The sequence below is a fragment of the Bradyrhizobium sp. S3.3.6 genome (genome assembly GCF_040546905.1).
GTDB lineage: Bacteria > Pseudomonadota > Alphaproteobacteria > Rhizobiales > Xanthobacteraceae > Bradyrhizobium > Bradyrhizobium cytisi.
The window spans coordinates 41,615-55,841 of record NZ_JBEPOT010000019.1; the positions used below are offsets into that span (position 1 = coordinate 41,615).

Below are 14,227 nucleotides of genomic sequence, written 5' to 3' on the forward strand. Positions count from 1 at the left end.
CATCGGTTCTCGAGCTGGCAGGCCGCGCTCAGACCCGCTTGCCGGCTGCACCGAGTCGCGATTCGAGCCAGTCGAAGATGTATTCGTTGGCAAGGCTCGGATTGTCGGCGTGAGCCTGGGCAGCGCCGGTCTCCGCCGCGGTGAACACTTTCAGCACGATATCCGAGCTGCCGAGCTGGGATCTTTGCAGGATCTGACGCGCCCGATCGGCCTTGAGCCAGCCGTCCTCGCCGAGCGTGATCAACACCGGACATTCGGCGCCGGACGCCATCAGCGGCGCATGCGGCACCGGGACGACGCTGAGGTTGCTCATTGCAAAACGGCTGGCAAAGAAGGACCGCTCGTGCAGGTCCCACAGGCCGCCGTCGCAGACGGCCGCGGCGAGACGCGGCTCCTGCAGCACCGCACGCGCCACGAACGAAGAGCCCCACCCGTCCGCCACGATCGCAACGCGATCGAAATCGACGTCCTTGCGCTGCTCCAGATAATCCATCGCGCTGGCAACCGAGCTTTCGAGATCCCGGCGCTGCATAAGCGTGTCGGCGTAATCGTCACGCTGGTCGCCGAGCAGGTCCAGCGCGAGCATCGACAACCCGCGCTCGCGCGCATGTGGCGCGAGCTTGAACAGGAACTCTTCCTTGCGGTGACCGGGCTCACCGATGCAGATCACCGTCGGAGCGCGACCGTTCGCCGCAGGCGCAGGCAGGAAATAGCCCTGCAACGAATGTCCTTCGATCCACGGGATTGTCACGACTTCGCCGGCCGGCCCGCGCGCCGTGAGGAAACGGCGGGCGCATTCCTGCATCGCGAGCACTGCGACCCAGCGGCGCTCGTCGGCGGGATCGAGAGGCATCGCGGCCGCACCGTAGTAGTTCATCGCGCGCAGCCAGTTGCGCTGTGCCGTCGCCATATGGCCTTCCGCGAACGCCGCCTCGGCACGATGCCGGTTGGCCTGTGCCAGCTTCTTCCACTCGCGATGCCAGGACCGCTCGTCGCCGCGCTTCAGCTGCCGCGCGATCATCAGGCATTCGGCGATGGTGGCGCCGCCCTCTTGCGCCGCCGTAAGCAGCCGCGTGAACTCAGCGGAGATATCCTCTCCCTCCGGGCAGAGGATAAAGTCGTCGGAGAGGCATGCCGGTATCATCGGAGCTACGCTTTGTCGTGGCGCTATCCCGATTCACTAAACTATTTCAGTTCGCCAACCAAGCTGCCGCGCGCCGAATGGGACCCGTTCGAGATCACCATCGCTTGAACGCGTGTCATATGTCGCATGCGCGACATTCCGTATCGTCATAAGAGCATGCACGCGCGTGGCGCAGGTAAAATTTCCAAGTAAAATTTCCAAGTAATTGGCCGAGTAAAATTACCTGAACAAATCACCTGCGCACCTCTTGCGATGATGCTCATCATCCCTACATCTGCGGGCGCTCGCTGACAGTCCCCGCCAGAGAGAGTCAGCCGAGCCGCCAGCCGGCTTCCTGGGTGAAACTTTCGTAGAATGCGCGATCATACGCCTGCTCGGGCGCCGCGCGCACGCGTTCGTCGAGCAGCTTGGCATCCTCGCCGACCAGGATGCGCCAGCGCTCCGCCTTCACGCCGTCAAGGATGATCCTGGCGGCCTGCGCCGCCGTCGTTGGCGCCTCCTCGAGGAAGGTGCGGGCGCGTTCGGCGAACGCCGCCTGGATCTCCTCGTCCGACTTTTTGTCAGCATCTGGCACACCGGCCGCAACCATGCGCTTGCGCGTCAGCACGACCTCCTCGGCGTTGAGACGCTCCGATCCGTCGCCGCTCAGCACCTTGCGTGAGTTGGAGACGATCGAGGTGCCGATATGGCCGGGCATCACCACCGAGCATTTGACGTGCGGCGCGTGCAAGCGGAGGTCGTTGATCAGCGCCTCGCTAAAACCCTTCACCGCGAACTTGGCCGAGCTGTAGGCGGTGTGCGCCTGGTTCATGCCGATCGAGGCCCAGAAGCCGTTGACGCTGGCGGTGTTGATGATGTGGGCTTCGTCGGCCTTGACCAGCATCGGCAGGAAGGTGCGGACGCCGAGATAGACGCCGCCCCAGCAGATGTTGAAAGTGCGCTCCCACTGCTCGCGCGTGTTGGTGAACAGGCTGCCGCCACCGCCGATACCGGCGTTGTTGAACAGCAGATGGATCTTGTCCGTCTTCTGCTGCTCGGCGAGCTCGTCGCGGAAGCGCTTGAGGTGATCCTCGATCGAGACGTCGGCGACATGGGTCGTGACGCGCAGGCCCTGCGGCAGCTTCTCGACCTCGCAGAGCCGCCTGGTCTCCGCCATCGCGGCCTCCGAGACGTCGCACATCGCGACGTTACAGCCCTCGGCAACAAGCTGCCGGGCGAGCTCGCGCCCCATGCCCGTGCCACCACCGGTGATGACGGCGATCTTTCCAGTAAACTCCTTCATGGGACTTCGGCCCCTCCCCTTATCGGCATGTTTCTTCGTCGTTGGCGCGCCGCGCAGGCGACGCGCGTGAAATGTAGCAGCGCCGCCGCCGCAGGTAAAAGCGGATCGGCGCTGCTGCTCGACATCAGTTATTTCGGGGTGCGGGCTATTCGGCCGCCTCGACTTGCGGTCCCTTCAACGCGCCGAGGGCTTCCAGCGCCTTACGGGTCGCAGCCTGCTGTGCTGGCGAGGCCTCCGGCATCGGCGCACGCGGATAGGTTCTGGGCAGGCCCTGGAGGGTCTGCGCGTAGCGGGTGCAGGCCGGCAGATTATCGGCGATAACGGCGTTCCACAGCGTCAGCAGCTTCTTGTGCAGGTCGAGCGCACGCGGATGATCGCCTGCCTTCACCGCATCCCACAGCGCGACGGAGGCGTGCGGCGCCGCGGTCAGGATCGCGGCTATCGAGCCGTGCGCTCCCAACGTGTAAGACGGATACATCAGGGCGTCGACTGCGCTGTAGATCAGCTTGTCCGGCGCCATCATCATGAGGTCTGCGAACAGCTTGAGGTCGCCCGCGCTCTGCTTGACACCGACGACCAGCGGCACCTCGGTCATGATTCGCGTCAGCAAGGCCGGCGACAGGTACGACCACGGCACGACGTTGTAGATGATGATGGGCATGCCGGTCTCATCCGCTATGGCGCGAAAATGCGCCACCATTGCCTCGTCATCAGGCTTGAACAGGTAGTGCACCGGGGTCACCTGGAGCGCTACGACATTCATGTCGCGCACGAGCCTGCCGCGGCGGATCGCATCGCGCGTGGAGTCCACGATGACGCCGGCGATCACGGGAATGCGTCCCTTCACCGCATCCACGGTCGCTTCCATCAAGTCGCGATATTCCTCGTGGTCGAGCGTGTGCCCCTCGCCGGTCGAGCCTCCGGCCGCAACGCCATGCGCGCCGGCGCCGATCATCCAGTCGACCTGGGGCGCCACGAGCTTGGTGTCGATCTCGCCGTCCTTCCGGAACGGCGTCGTCATCGGCGGGATCACGCCGGTCGGTCGCACCTTCATGTTCTGCCCTCGCGTTTCCTTGGTCCCGTGGCGGCCCCGCTCTTTTGACGAGTATCCGCACGGCTGCCGAGCGTATCGGCTGCGCCGGCCTTGTGAAGGGCGGATCGCGCGGCGCTGCCCCCACAATCGCTCATTCCTGCGCCTTGTCCCTGTTGGTTCCCCGTATTTGTCCGGCTTCGGTTTATGGGCAATCTTTTTACAATCCGAATCATCAAATGGGGAACGCTGGGGCGAGCAGGCCCAGCTGGCGTGTCGTTTCCGACACAGGTTGTGGCACTCGGCTTGCATCCTCCTCGTGGTCGAAACTACCGAAGAGGTGACTGGAATGTTTATTACCGTCGTTGCCGTGCTCTGCCGGCTTAGCGCTGCTGCCTCGGGCAGCTGTGTCGAGGAAATCGTGACCGACAGCAACATGACGCCCGATATGTCGATGATGGCGTGTGCGGTCGGTGCGCAGGCACCGCTTGCAAAGTGGATGGGCGAGCATCCGATCTATCACGCCAACTGGCGCCTCGACCGCTACAAATGCGTACCGGGTCACTACGAGATCAAAGGCCACGCCTAAGGCCCCGCAAAACGACGTCTATCGAGGAAACGCCCGGGGCCGCCTTTTCCCCGCGCGAGCACAGCTAGCGCCAGACCCGTTGCGGCGGCGCGCTTTGTGACAATCGTCACGCACCCACCCTCAAGCAATCGCACGCAAGATGATCGCCCGGGCCTGCCGCCCCTCCGGCGTCGGCATCAGCGCGTAATTGTGCGGCTGGTCACGGAGCAGATGCAGCTCGACCGGCACGCCCGCGGCCCTCGCCCGCGCGGCAAGATCGACGCTATCAGGGTACAGCAGATCGCGCGTGCCCGAAAAGATCGTCATCGGTGCCAGCGAACGGAAGGCACCGTTGAGAGGGCTGACGAAGGGATGGCCGACTTCGAGCTCGCCTGCATAGAGCCGCCCCGCTTCGACGATTCCCGGAATGTCCTGTATCGGATCGCGCACAGCGATTTCAACCTGCTCCGGACGGCTCACCGAGGCATCGGCTGCGGGCGAGATCAGGATCAGCCGGTTCGGCTGCCGATGCCCGCGATCGCGCAGCCACTGGCAGGCGGCGAGCGCGAGGCCGGCGCCGGCCGAATTGCCGACCACCGTGACCTTCGCGGATCCCGCATCCTCCAGCAGCATCCGCACCAGCTCGGCCGTCTTCGGCACGACATCCTTCGCGGTCGCGCGCGGCGCGAGCGGATAGATCGGTACGACGCAGACGACGCCCGCCTTGCGCGTCATCTGGCCGACAAAGCGCCAATGCGCCGGCACGATCTCGTTGATGTAGCCGCCGCCATGCAGGAACATCACGTGGTTGCAGCCTTCGTGCCCCGATGACGGCGCCGTGTAATAGACCGGCCACCCGCCCATCTTCGTCAGCGTCACCTCGACGCCGCGGCCCAAACCGGTCGGCTCATGCGAGGCTGGCGCCAATGCGAGCTTCCGCACATGCGCCTGCACGGCCTCGGCTGAGGCAAGCTGCTGCTTGTAGGGAAGCTGCCGCAGCAGCACATTGAAGACGCGGCTCTGCAAGCTCGGCGCGGGATCGTTTGAAGGCTTCGCCTGCGCGAAATTGCCTTCGCAAAGCCGCACGATCGACAGCATCTTCGCAACGCTCATGCTCCTGCCCTCACCTGCTGCGCTTGGCCGGCACCAACTTGCTTCTATCCATCGGCCGCCGATCCTGCCTATAATGCGAGCATTCACTCGCTTTTCCTACTCGCATTCGGAATGCAGGATCATGGCGCGCAAACCTCCGACAAAACCCCGGAAAAATGCCTTGCAGGAGCGATCCCGCGCCACCGTCGACGCGCTGGTCGAGGCAACTGCTCGCATTCTGGTCCGCGAAGGTTTTGAGAAGACGAGCACCAACCGGATCGCCGAAATCGCCGGCGTCAGTGTCGGCTCGCTCTATCAGTATTTCCCGAGCAAGGAGGCGCTCGTCGCCGCCGTGATCAATCGTCACAACGAGGAGATCATGGGCATCGTCCGTTCAGCGCTGATCGAAATCACCGACATGCCGCTCGACAAAGCCGTGCGCCGCCTCGTCACCGTCGCGATCGAGGCGCACCGCATCAACCCCGAACTGCATCGCGTCCTCGCCGAGCAGATCCCGCGCGCCGGAAAGCTCGACGTCGAAGCCTTCAACCGCGAGATCCACACTCTCGTCCGCGCCTATTTCGACAGCCACCGCAAGGAAATCCGCAAGATCGACCTCGATGTCGCAACCTTCATCTGCGTCAGCACGATCGAAGCGATCGCGCACAACACGGTCCTGAACCAGGCCGAGATGCTGTCGGACAAGATGGTGCGGACGCTGGTGGACGAGACGACACGGATGGTGGTGGGGTTTTTGAGGTGACAGATGCTCTTCTCACGCGGTGAGAAGCGAGCATCCGACATTGCTCAGTTCTGAAAGAACGTGACCACGCTACATACCATGTGAAATTCTGCAGAAAGCCGACGGAACTTGCCTTCAGCATCGCGTTTCATGCAACTATCGCGAGTGATTCTTTATACTTGTCTGAATTGGACAGGGCATGCCTGATCTATCGGCTGAAATCCAGCTTCGGCCCACGCGAATGGGTTTCCTTGTTCATCCAACCGATATTTCTTCGGTCCGCAAGATCATGCGGATGTGTACCTGCCTTTGGGGAGGTCTGTTCAATCCCATCATCCCGATTTTCGATCGCCCGCCAGGAGAGTGGAAGTCGCCATACGAACGTCTCAAGGGCTCTGCGATCGCCAAGGGGTACGTAAGGTTTTTTGAGCCTGACGTATACGTCGAGGCCGAAGCAGGTTTGCTAGAAAGGGCTGGTCTTGGCGCGCTCCGACAGGAGCACGGCCTCCACACCCAGGTGATAGTGCTCGCTGACCTATTCAAACCAGAGAATGGCCGAAGCTATTCTGAGCCGGCGTTCGGGCTCAACCTTCACGATGTGCTTGCCCACATCTATCGAACGGAGCAGAGGTTCGTTCTTCGCGATAAGGGAGAAAGTATCTTGGTCAAGCCTCAGCGCGGCAATGCTCTCGCTGAGGCGGTATTTGGCGTTTTTCCTACCACTGATGACCTGAATTATATCCAAGCCGCTTATGCCGACGTCTTAAAGCCGACAACGATAGATGCCAGCCCCGAAGCTTGGAGAAGTACATTTCTCAACGGAGCAGCGGTGCCGCTGCGCGTTACGAGCCACGGTATAGAGACAACTCGTTATTGGCACCACAACTTAATCTTCTTTGTTTTCGATCCGGCACGAGCAACTGATTTAATCGACCTTTGGAATCTCAGACTCGAGCCATCTCCTGTCATCCCCATTCCGATTGAGTGGTTCGAGGCGCTGTCGGGGGACATTCACAAAATGCTTAAAGACGAGCACCGTCCTGTCGTAGGCAATCCAAACGGCATAATGCATAACGCAACTATTGAATTTGGCAGATCAATACAGAAATCCGACGCCGAAGCTTTGATTGACAAATTACCACCAGGACTTCCGCCGGGAGCATTGGCTGTAAAATACTGGCGCAATTCCATTTGGGTCGAGCACCGAGATGATCGAATACACCGCGACGCCCGGATGAAAATTGTAGCGAAGAAAAAGCAGGTCACCTTGAGCGCAAAGGATGACGGGACTGGGCTGCATAGCACGTTCGAAGTGTTGCAGCCGGAGTTCGCTAGTGATTTTGCGCGGAGCGATTGCCGTTGGGTCAACTCTCTTCGTGTATCTACTTTTGGAGAAGAGAGGGTCGCACAAGTACTCCCATTTAACACTTTCGATCACAAGTGGCCCGCCTTGGGGCTTGGGGGCGAGCAAGTTGCGATCGGAAGTGAGGGCTGGATTTACCCCCAGCGCTATGCGGGTAGCAGTCAATTCGTTTCGCTACTGACCTCCGAGCGGGCTATGATTGGCTCTTTGCAGCAGCTTGGCATCAAAGCGAGCCTCTCTGAGCCCGGGCACATCGCGAAGCAGATGCTGGAACACCTTGGCGGTCTCCGCGGCGTCGGTCTGCTTGCTGATCTGAACACGCTCAAGCTTCTAAACAAGATGGCAGGTGGGCTTCGGCGCAGGCATCATGGAGATGAAACCCTAGAGGAAAACTTCGGTCTCAGAACAGCGACGCTGAAGGATTGGACAGATCTAGCTGCGCGTCGACAAGAAGCATGGACGCGGCGGCAATCGGTACTGGCTCGATTTACCGAGCATAGCGTTATTCGGCTCGGCCTAGAAACTGATTGCCCTCACTGCAACGCCGTAAACTGGAATACCCTATCCTCGATTGACTATAGAGTTGTGTGCGAGAGGTGCCTCAAGTCATACGAATTTCCACAAGCACATTTGCGCGAACACAATCGCAATTGGACCTATCGAGTAGTGGGTCCCTTCTCGATCCCCGACTTCGGCAGGGGGTCCTACAGCGCCCTTTTGGCCCTGAGAACCTTAAGTCAACACCGTACTTCGTTGGATCGCATGACTTTCGCCACAGCCATGAACGTCAGCTTTGACGGAGTCGATCGCGAAATTGACTTTCTCGCTTGGTATGGAGATGAGCGGATGCACGATATGAATCGTCCTCCTCAGCTCATCATCGGAGAAGCTAAGTCGCTCGGCAAAGGAGAACTCATCAGTCCGAACGAACTCGCCAAACTCAAAATGGTAGCAAGCAAATTGCCGAACGCGGTAATAGTCATCGCCGTGCTTCGCGACCACTTCACAAATTCCGAAAAATCAACATTGAAGAGCTTCGTCAATTGGGGACGCAGACCAAATGACTACGGCGAGCCGACAAATCCCGTCCTGCTCCTAACCTCGCACGAACTCACGATGGACCTTAGGGTGAGCTCTACTTGGAAGAAGCTGGGAGGCAAGCACGCCGAATTCGAAGGGTATGAGCACACTCGGACACTTTCCAGTTTTGCGGATTCCACCCAGCAGATTTATCTCGATATGCCGTCCTTTAACCAAGTACGTAGAGAGTATTGGAAGAAGCGTCGAGGTCGGCTGGCCAGTACCACACGCCCTCAGACAGCAGAAGCGAGCTCAGTCACAGCCACTCAAGAAATGGCGCCTAAGCCGACTGGCCCATGAGGGCGGCGTTCGCCCGCCGACGTGGGTGAGGGGTCAGCGCGAATATGCAAAGCAGTCCGATACAAGACCCGTCCGATAGGCGGGCATGATGACATCATGCCCCTGTTTTGCCCGACGTGTCAAATCGCTTCGGAAAAACGTCATCCCGCCGATGGTGGCGCTACTGTGCATGGGGTTGTTTTCTGCATTTTAGTTTCCCCAGCCGCCGAAGTAGCCACCCGCTACTCGTCGTCACGCATACGTCACGGGCGGCAGCTGGCTCAGCGCCGGCCGTCAATCCGCCCGACAGATGATTTGAAAAAATGGTCGGAGCGAGAGGATTTGAACCTCCGACCCCTAGTCTCCCAGACTAGTGCGCTAACCGGGCTGCGCCACGCTCCGAACGTCGTTCCATTAGCTAGGATCGCTGCTTTGCGCAAGGCGAGCCAAACCATTTTGGTGTCTTCGCCCAAAGCCCCCGGAACCGACCGCAAAGAGGACGGAAACCGCCTCAGCCGTCCTTCAGCGCCTGATCGAGCATCTCCCGGCAGGCAACGAGGTCGGCGAGCACCCGTCCGAGCCGCTCGCGATCCAGCGCACTGGGGCCGGCGGGCCCGGCGGGGGTGCCGCCTTTGCGGAAGGTGGTGAGGATGTCCTCGTCGTCGACCTCCGCGAAGCGGAAGTCGATGCCCTCCTCTTCGTCGCCCTGGTAGTCGTTTTCGTCGGCTTCAGTGACGCCTTTGATGGGCGCCTCGTCGTCCGGCTCCACCAGGCTTGCCCCGATGGCGTCCTCGATGGCCCCGAACGAGACCGCGGCCGAGCCGTCAGCCAGGCCCTGCACCGATTTGACGCCGTGCTCCTTCAGGATCCGCTGCACCCCGCGGATGGTGTAGCCCTCGCCGTAGAGCAGACGGCGGATGCCCTTGAGCAGATCGACGTCGTCCGGGCGGTAATAGCGGCGACCGCCGCTGCGCTTCATCGGCTTGATCTGGGAGAATCGCGTCTCCCAGAACCGCAGCACGTGCTGCGGAATGTCGAGTTCCTGCGCTACTTCGCTGATGGTTCGGAACGCATCCGGCGCCTTGTCCAAATGCCAAATCCTTCGCGCGGGGCGGCTTACGCCTCGGGTTGAGCCTTGCTGGCGTCGCCATTGGTGCGGTGCTGGGCGTTGATCCGCTGTTTCAGGATCGCCGATGGCTTGAACACCATCACCCGGCGCGGCGAGATCGGCACCTCGGTGCCGGTCTTCGGGTTGCGGCCGATGCGCTGGCCCTTCTTGCGAACCATGAAGGAGCCGAACGAGGACAATTTCACCGTCTCGCCCTTCTCAAGGCAGTCGGTGATCTCCTTCAGCACGAGTTCCACGAAGGCGGACGATTCCGTGCGCGACAGCCCCACCTTCTGGTAGACGGCCTCACAGAGATCAACACGCGTTACGGTTTTACTTGTATCGGTCATCGCCCTGCCCCACATCACGGCGAACAATTGTCGTCTGAAATTATGAGCTTACGTTACAGCGGTCAACACCGCTCATCAATGCAGACGCATCGATAATCGCGGCCAATTCCGGCAAAATTTTATCGAATGTGGCTTTACCAGCGCACCAGCGCGGAGCCCCAGGTGAAGCCGCCGCCCATCGCCTCCATGAGAATCATGTCGCCGCGCTTGATGCGGCCGTCCTTGCGCGCCACCGACAGCGCCAGCGGGATCGAGGCGGCGGAGGTGTTGCCGTGACGGTCCACCGTCAGCACCACCTTCTCCGGCGCGATATGGAGCTTGTGGGCGGAGGCGTCGATGATTCGCTTGTTGGCCTGGTGCGGCACGAACCAGTCGATGCTGTCGGCATTGAGCCCGGTCGCCTCGAAGGCATCGACGATGACGTCGGTGATCATGCCGACCGCATGCTTGAAGACCTCGCGGCCTTCCATGCGCAAATGGCCCACCGTCTGGGTCGAGGACGGCCCGCCGTCGACGAACAGCTTTGCCTTGTGGCGGCCATCGGAGCGCAGATGCGTGGTCACCACGCCGCGGTCGGTTGCAGCTTTGCCCGGCTGCTCCTGCGCCTCCAGCACGACCGCGCCGGCGCCGTCGCCGAACAGCACGCAGGTGCCGCGGTCGTTCCAGTCGAGGATGCGCGAGAAGGTCTCGGCACCGATGACCAAGGCGCGCTTGAAGGCGCCAGAGCGCAGAAAATTATCGGCAGTCGCAAGCGCGAACAGGAAGCCCGAGCACACCGCCTGGAGGTCGAAGGCCGCGCCGTGATTGATGCCGAGCGCGTGCTGCACAGCAACCGCAGTCGCAGGGAACGTGTTGTCCGGCGTCGAGGTCGCGAGCACGATCAGGTCAATCGACTGCGCGCCCAGCCCCGCATCGGCGAGCGCGGCCTGCGCCGCCTTGATCGCGAGGTGCGAGGTGAACTCGCCATCGGCGGCGATGTGGCGCTCGCGGATGCCGGTCCGCTGCACGATCCACTCGTCGGACGTGTCGATGCGCGTCGCCAATTGGGCGTTGGTCATCACCTGCTCCGGCAGATAGGAGCCGCAGCCCAGCACGACCGAACGAATCTTGGTCACGAAACATCCTCCGGCGCGGTTGGCGCGGAACCGAGCGCGCCTCCATCGCGGTTGAGCATCTGATTGATCTTGTTCAGAAGATCGAATTTGGCCATGTCATATCCAACATCGATCGCATAGGCAAAGCCTTCGGCGTTGATCCCGCCATGGCTCTTGACCACGAGCCCGTTCAACCCGAGCAGCACGCCACCGTTCGACTTGTTCGGGTCCATCTTGTCGCGCAGGGCCTGGAAGGCATTGCGGGCAAAGAGATAACCGAGCCTGGAGAGCCAGCTCCGCTGAATCTCGTTCCGAAGCAAGTCCGCCATCTGGCGCGCGGTTCCTTCGGCGGCCTTGAGCGCGATGTTGCCGCTGTAGCCCTCGGTCACGATCACATCGGCCAGCCCCTTGCCGATACCGTCGCCCTCGACGAAGCCAATGTAATCGAGTTCCGGCAGGTTCATCGCGCGCAGGGTTTCACCGGCCTCGCGGATCTCCTCGTGCCCCTTGATCTCCTCGGTCCCGATGTTGAGCAGGCCGACCGTCGGGCGCTTCTTGCCGAACACCACGCTCGCCATCGCCGCGCCCATCACCGCGAGCGCCACCAGATGGCGCGCATCGCCGCCGATCGTGGCGCCGAGATCGAGCACGACGGACGAGCCGCGCATGGTCGGCCACACTGCGGTGATCGCGGGGCGGTCGATGCCAGGCAGCGTGCGCAGATGGAAGCGCGCCATCGCCATCAGCGCGCCGGTATTACCGGCGGAAACGGCAACATCCGCCTCCCCCTTCTTCACCGCGTCGATGGCAAGCCACATCGAGGAGGTCTTGCGGCCGCGGCGCAGTGCCTGGCTCGGCTTGTCCTCGCCGCTGACGGCAACGTCGGTATGAATGATCCGGGAAGCGGCCTTGAGCCTGGGGTGGCGGTCGAGCTCGGGCTCGATCCTGGCGCGGTCCCCGACCAGCAGGAACTCGGTCTCGGGATGCCTGCCGAGCGAGACGGCCGCGCCTGGAATGACGACAGGGGCGCCGACGTCGCCCCCCATGGCGTCAAGCGCAATACGAACCTTGCTTGGCATCAAAATCCCGGAAACCTGGTCTGGCGCGGTCGTCCGCCGCTAGCGGGACCGCGAAATGGGTTCGCCATGGACATGGCGACCGGCCAAGCGCCACGCCGCACCCGGACCGGCCGGGACAATAGCGTTTTGTTATCCCGAAACAACCTCTTGCCCCCAGCCTTTTGGATTAAGGGCGATCCGCTAGCGGATGCTCGAATTCACAAAAATAACTTAAATATCAAATAGATGGAGTGAGCTTTCAAACTAGCGCCGCAAGCACCTCACGCCCCCGTAGCACAGCGGTGTTACGGGGAATGCCCAGCTATTTGTCTTTCTTCTTGCCCTGCTTATTCCCCTGGAGCGCCTCCAGCGCCGCGAACGGATGGTCCTTGGGGTCGAGTGCGGTGACCTCCGCCTCGAACACGGCCCCGGGCTTGCGGGGATAAGGATCGATCGCCAGGAACAGCGCGTCGGTCGCGATACGGCCGAGATCGATGATTCCGTTGACGATGGCCTCCGCCGGATCGGCGACCTCCGTCGGCTCCTCGCCGTCCTGCCCTTCCTCGATCAGCTCTTCCAACCGTCGCGTCTTGGCCTCTGGCGCAAACGTCAGATCGATCTCCTCGTCGATCTCGCTCTCGATCGGATCGAGCGTGACCACGCAGGTCTGGCCGACCCGGGCACGAACACGGCCGGTGACCTGGAGCCGGCCGCCACTCTTCGGCACGACATCAAAGGTGGCCTGAGCCGACAGAATGTCGTGCACGCCCGCAAGACCCGCCATCGCCTGTCGCTCCGCGGCCGAGGCCTCCAGCTCACGGTGCAAGCCGGTGTCGGGAATGTGCGCAACGGTCACAGGCGCGCGCCAGGGGTCGGGCTCAGTTGCGGCTAAAGGTCGGCTCATAACGTTCCATCCTCGCGAGGCGGTGCGGGAAATTTGAAGGATCCGAGCAGTAGCGCGGGATCGTCGATCTGAACGAGACCCGCACTCGCGGCCTGTGCGTAACCGGCAAGCCGCCGCGCCTGATCCAGCCCGACGCCGTTCAAGATATTCTTGCAGATCGCCTGCGCCAGCCCCTCGGCGCCGGCGTCGATCGCCTGGTCGTAAGCCTGGACGCGGCCGTAAAAGGCCTCGCCGAAGGCCCGCATCCGCTTCGGGACGGTCTGGTCGCCTACGCCCATTTCGCGCAGATTGTCGTCCATGTCCTCGCAGAAGCGGTCGAACAGGGCCTGCGACAGCTCCACCCCGCCCTGCGCGGTCCTTAAGCGCCGCAGCAACAGCCAGAGGTGCAGCAGCAACAGGTCGAAACGGCCATTAACCGTATCCGGCACGCCCAAGTCCCGGTAAAATATGGGTTCTCGCGCCTGCGTCACGATCATGCCATAGATGGCCTCAATGGTGCCGGCCGGGGCTAGCCGGGGTTTCGTGAAGTGATTGAACGGCCAAAGCATTGTGGTTTCCGCAAGCGGGCGCGCGCGAGTTGCATTCAGAGCCTCCGCCCGGTACTTCAGCGCCTCGCGCGACGCAAGGGGACGGAATCAGTTCCGCTATGACGATAACGAACCAGACTGGCCTGCGCGCAGACAAGCGGCGCGGCCTTCATGCATGCTGGCGCGGCTTGCGCCTGCTCGCAGCCGTGGCTCTGGTCGGCGGCGCCCTTGCGGCATGCACCGGCGAGCAGTTCCAGAAGGGCTACATCCTGCCGCCGGGCGCACTCGAGCAGATTCCGATCGGCGCGAGCCAGGACCAGGTGCTGATCGTGATGGGCACGCCCTCCACGGTCGCGACGCTGGACGGTGAAGTGTTTTACTACATCTCGCAGCGCTCGGAGCGCATGGTCGCCTTCATGAACCAGAAGGTGGTCGACCAGCGCGTGATCGCCGTCTATTTCGACAAGAATCGGCGCGTGCGCCGCCTTGCGAATTACGGCCTCCAGGACGGCAAGATCTTCGACTCCATCAGCCGAACCACGCCGACCTCGGGTCAGGAGATGAGCTACCTCGCGCCGCTGTTCAAGCTGCTCAGTTTCAACTGAG

Annotated in this window: 14 protein-coding genes and 1 tRNA gene; 4 read left to right on the forward strand and 11 right to left on the reverse strand. The window is 61.9% G+C overall.

Translation table 11 applies throughout. The features are described 5' to 3' along the window. Positions 1 to 28: 28 nt before the first annotated feature. From ABID59_RS35435 to ABID59_RS35445, 3 genes are all read right to left on the reverse strand, one after another. Positions 29 to 1,144, reverse strand: a complete 1,116-nt coding sequence (locus ABID59_RS35435) for an alpha/beta hydrolase family protein (protein WP_354032704.1) — start codon at positions 1,142 to 1,144, stop codon at positions 29 to 31. Between the two features lie 310 nt (positions 1,145 to 1,454). Beyond that, a complete protein-coding gene (locus ABID59_RS35440) occupies positions 1,455 to 2,426 on the reverse strand; it encodes an SDR family NAD(P)-dependent oxidoreductase (protein ID WP_354086430.1) in 972 nt (323 codons plus the stop codon). Positions 2,427 to 2,571: 145 nt separating this feature from the next. Then, positions 2,572 to 3,480 carry a dihydrodipicolinate synthase family protein gene (locus ABID59_RS35445; protein WP_354086431.1) on the reverse strand — a complete coding sequence of 303 codons (909 nt, stop codon included), beginning with the start codon at positions 3,478 to 3,480 and terminating at the stop codon, positions 2,572 to 2,574. A 325-nt stretch (positions 3,481 to 3,805) separates the two neighbouring features. Between ABID59_RS35445 and ABID59_RS35450 the strand changes: the two genes are divergently transcribed. Further along, the gene (locus ABID59_RS35450; protein WP_148753562.1) at positions 3,806 to 4,045 is read left to right on the forward strand and encodes a hypothetical protein; all 240 of its coding nucleotides are present in this window, start codon (positions 3,806 to 3,808) and stop codon (positions 4,043 to 4,045) included. 120 nt (positions 4,046 to 4,165) lie between these two features. On the opposite strand, the gene ABID59_RS35455 is transcribed toward ABID59_RS35450, so the two are convergent. Beyond that, positions 4,166 to 5,137: an alpha/beta fold hydrolase gene (locus ABID59_RS35455; RefSeq protein WP_354086432.1), complete on the reverse strand. Its 972-nt coding sequence runs from the start codon at positions 5,135 to 5,137 to the stop codon at positions 4,166 to 4,168. Between the two features lie 160 nt (positions 5,138 to 5,297). On the opposite strand from ABID59_RS35455, the gene ABID59_RS35460 reads away from it, so the two are divergent. Both ABID59_RS35460 and ABID59_RS35465 read left to right on the forward strand, forming a co-directional pair. Further along, the gene (locus ABID59_RS35460; protein ID WP_354086433.1) at positions 5,298 to 5,879 is read left to right on the forward strand and encodes a TetR/AcrR family transcriptional regulator; all 582 of its coding nucleotides are present in this window, start codon (positions 5,298 to 5,300) and stop codon (positions 5,877 to 5,879) included. Positions 5,880 to 6,057: 178 nt separating this feature from the next. Beyond that, positions 6,058 to 8,601, forward strand: coding sequence for a hypothetical protein (locus ABID59_RS35465; protein ID WP_354086434.1), 2,544 nt, complete (start codon positions 6,058 to 6,060; stop codon positions 8,599 to 8,601). Positions 8,602 to 8,904: 303 nt separating this feature from the next. On the opposite strand, the gene ABID59_RS35470 is transcribed toward ABID59_RS35465, so the two are convergent. From ABID59_RS35470 to ABID59_RS35500, 7 genes are all read right to left on the reverse strand, one after another. Next, positions 8,905 to 8,982 (reverse strand) — tRNA-Pro (locus ABID59_RS35470). A gap of 109 nt (positions 8,983 to 9,091) precedes the next feature. Then, positions 9,092 to 9,670, reverse strand: a complete 579-nt coding sequence (locus ABID59_RS35475) for a MerR family transcriptional regulator (RefSeq protein WP_148753531.1) — start codon at positions 9,668 to 9,670, stop codon at positions 9,092 to 9,094. A gap of 26 nt (positions 9,671 to 9,696) precedes the next feature. Next, positions 9,697 to 10,038 (reverse strand): integration host factor subunit alpha, encoded by a 342-nt coding sequence (locus tag ABID59_RS35480; protein ID WP_177243187.1) that lies wholly within the window; start codon positions 10,036 to 10,038, stop codon positions 9,697 to 9,699. Positions 10,039 to 10,172: 134 nt separating this feature from the next. Beyond that, complete coding sequence (locus ABID59_RS35485) at positions 10,173 to 11,153, reverse strand: beta-ketoacyl-ACP synthase III (protein ID WP_148753530.1); 981 nt, start codon at positions 11,151 to 11,153, stop codon at positions 10,173 to 10,175. Continuing rightward, positions 11,150 to 12,211 carry a phosphate acyltransferase PlsX gene (gene plsX / locus ABID59_RS35490; RefSeq protein WP_148753529.1) on the reverse strand — a complete coding sequence of 354 codons (1,062 nt, stop codon included), beginning with the start codon at positions 12,209 to 12,211 and terminating at the stop codon, positions 11,150 to 11,152. The genes ABID59_RS35485 and plsX overlap by 4 nt, the downstream gene beginning before the upstream one ends. Before the next feature lie 301 nt (positions 12,212 to 12,512). Further along, positions 12,513 to 13,094 (reverse strand): YceD family protein, encoded by a 582-nt coding sequence (locus tag ABID59_RS35495; RefSeq protein ID WP_354086435.1) that lies wholly within the window; start codon positions 13,092 to 13,094, stop codon positions 12,513 to 12,515. Further along, positions 13,091 to 13,642, reverse strand: a complete 552-nt coding sequence (locus ABID59_RS35500; protein WP_354086436.1) for a ubiquinol-cytochrome C chaperone family protein — start codon at positions 13,640 to 13,642, stop codon at positions 13,091 to 13,093. The genes ABID59_RS35495 and ABID59_RS35500 overlap by 4 nt, the downstream gene beginning before the upstream one ends. Positions 13,643 to 13,740: 98 nt before the next feature. Here ABID59_RS35500 and ABID59_RS35505 point away from each other — a divergent pair, with 98 nt between their 5' ends. Then, a complete protein-coding gene (locus ABID59_RS35505; RefSeq protein WP_354086437.1) occupies positions 13,741 to 14,226 on the forward strand; it encodes an outer membrane protein assembly factor BamE in 486 nt (161 codons plus the stop codon). The last annotated feature ends 1 nt before the right edge of the window (position 14,227 follow it).

Excerpts from the sequence above, each read along its gene's own strand:
- ABID59_RS35440 (WP_354086430.1), bottom strand. The coding sequence starts at position 2,426 with ATGAAGGAGTTTACTGGAAAGATCGCCGTCATCACCGGTGGTGGCACG.
- ABID59_RS35445 (WP_354086431.1), bottom strand. The coding sequence starts at position 3,480 with ATGAAGGTGCGACCGACCGGCGTGATCCCGCCGATGACGACGCCGTTC.
- ABID59_RS35500 (WP_354086436.1), bottom strand. The coding sequence starts at position 13,642 with ATGCTTTGGCCGTTCAATCACTTCACGAAACCCCGGCTAGCCCCGGCC.
- ABID59_RS35450 (WP_148753562.1), top strand. The coding sequence starts at position 3,806 with ATGTTTATTACCGTCGTTGCCGTGCTCTGCCGGCTTAGCGCTGCTGCC.
- ABID59_RS35480 (WP_177243187.1), bottom strand. The coding sequence starts at position 10,038 with ATGACCGATACAAGTAAAACCGTAACGCGTGTTGATCTCTGTGAGGCC.
- ABID59_RS35505 (WP_354086437.1), top strand. The coding sequence starts at position 13,741 with ATGACGATAACGAACCAGACTGGCCTGCGCGCAGACAAGCGGCGCGGC.
- ABID59_RS35435 (WP_354032704.1), bottom strand. The coding sequence starts at position 1,144 with ATGATACCGGCATGCCTCTCCGACGACTTTATCCTCTGCCCGGAGGGA.
- ABID59_RS35455 (WP_354086432.1), bottom strand. The coding sequence starts at position 5,137 with ATGAGCGTTGCGAAGATGCTGTCGATCGTGCGGCTTTGCGAAGGCAAT.
- plsX (WP_148753529.1), bottom strand. The coding sequence starts at position 12,211 with ATGCCAAGCAAGGTTCGTATTGCGCTTGACGCCATGGGGGGCGACGTC.
- ABID59_RS35495 (WP_354086435.1), bottom strand. The coding sequence starts at position 13,094 with ATGAGCCGACCTTTAGCCGCAACTGAGCCCGACCCCTGGCGCGCGCCT.
- ABID59_RS35465 (WP_354086434.1), top strand. The coding sequence starts at position 6,058 with ATGCCTGATCTATCGGCTGAAATCCAGCTTCGGCCCACGCGAATGGGT.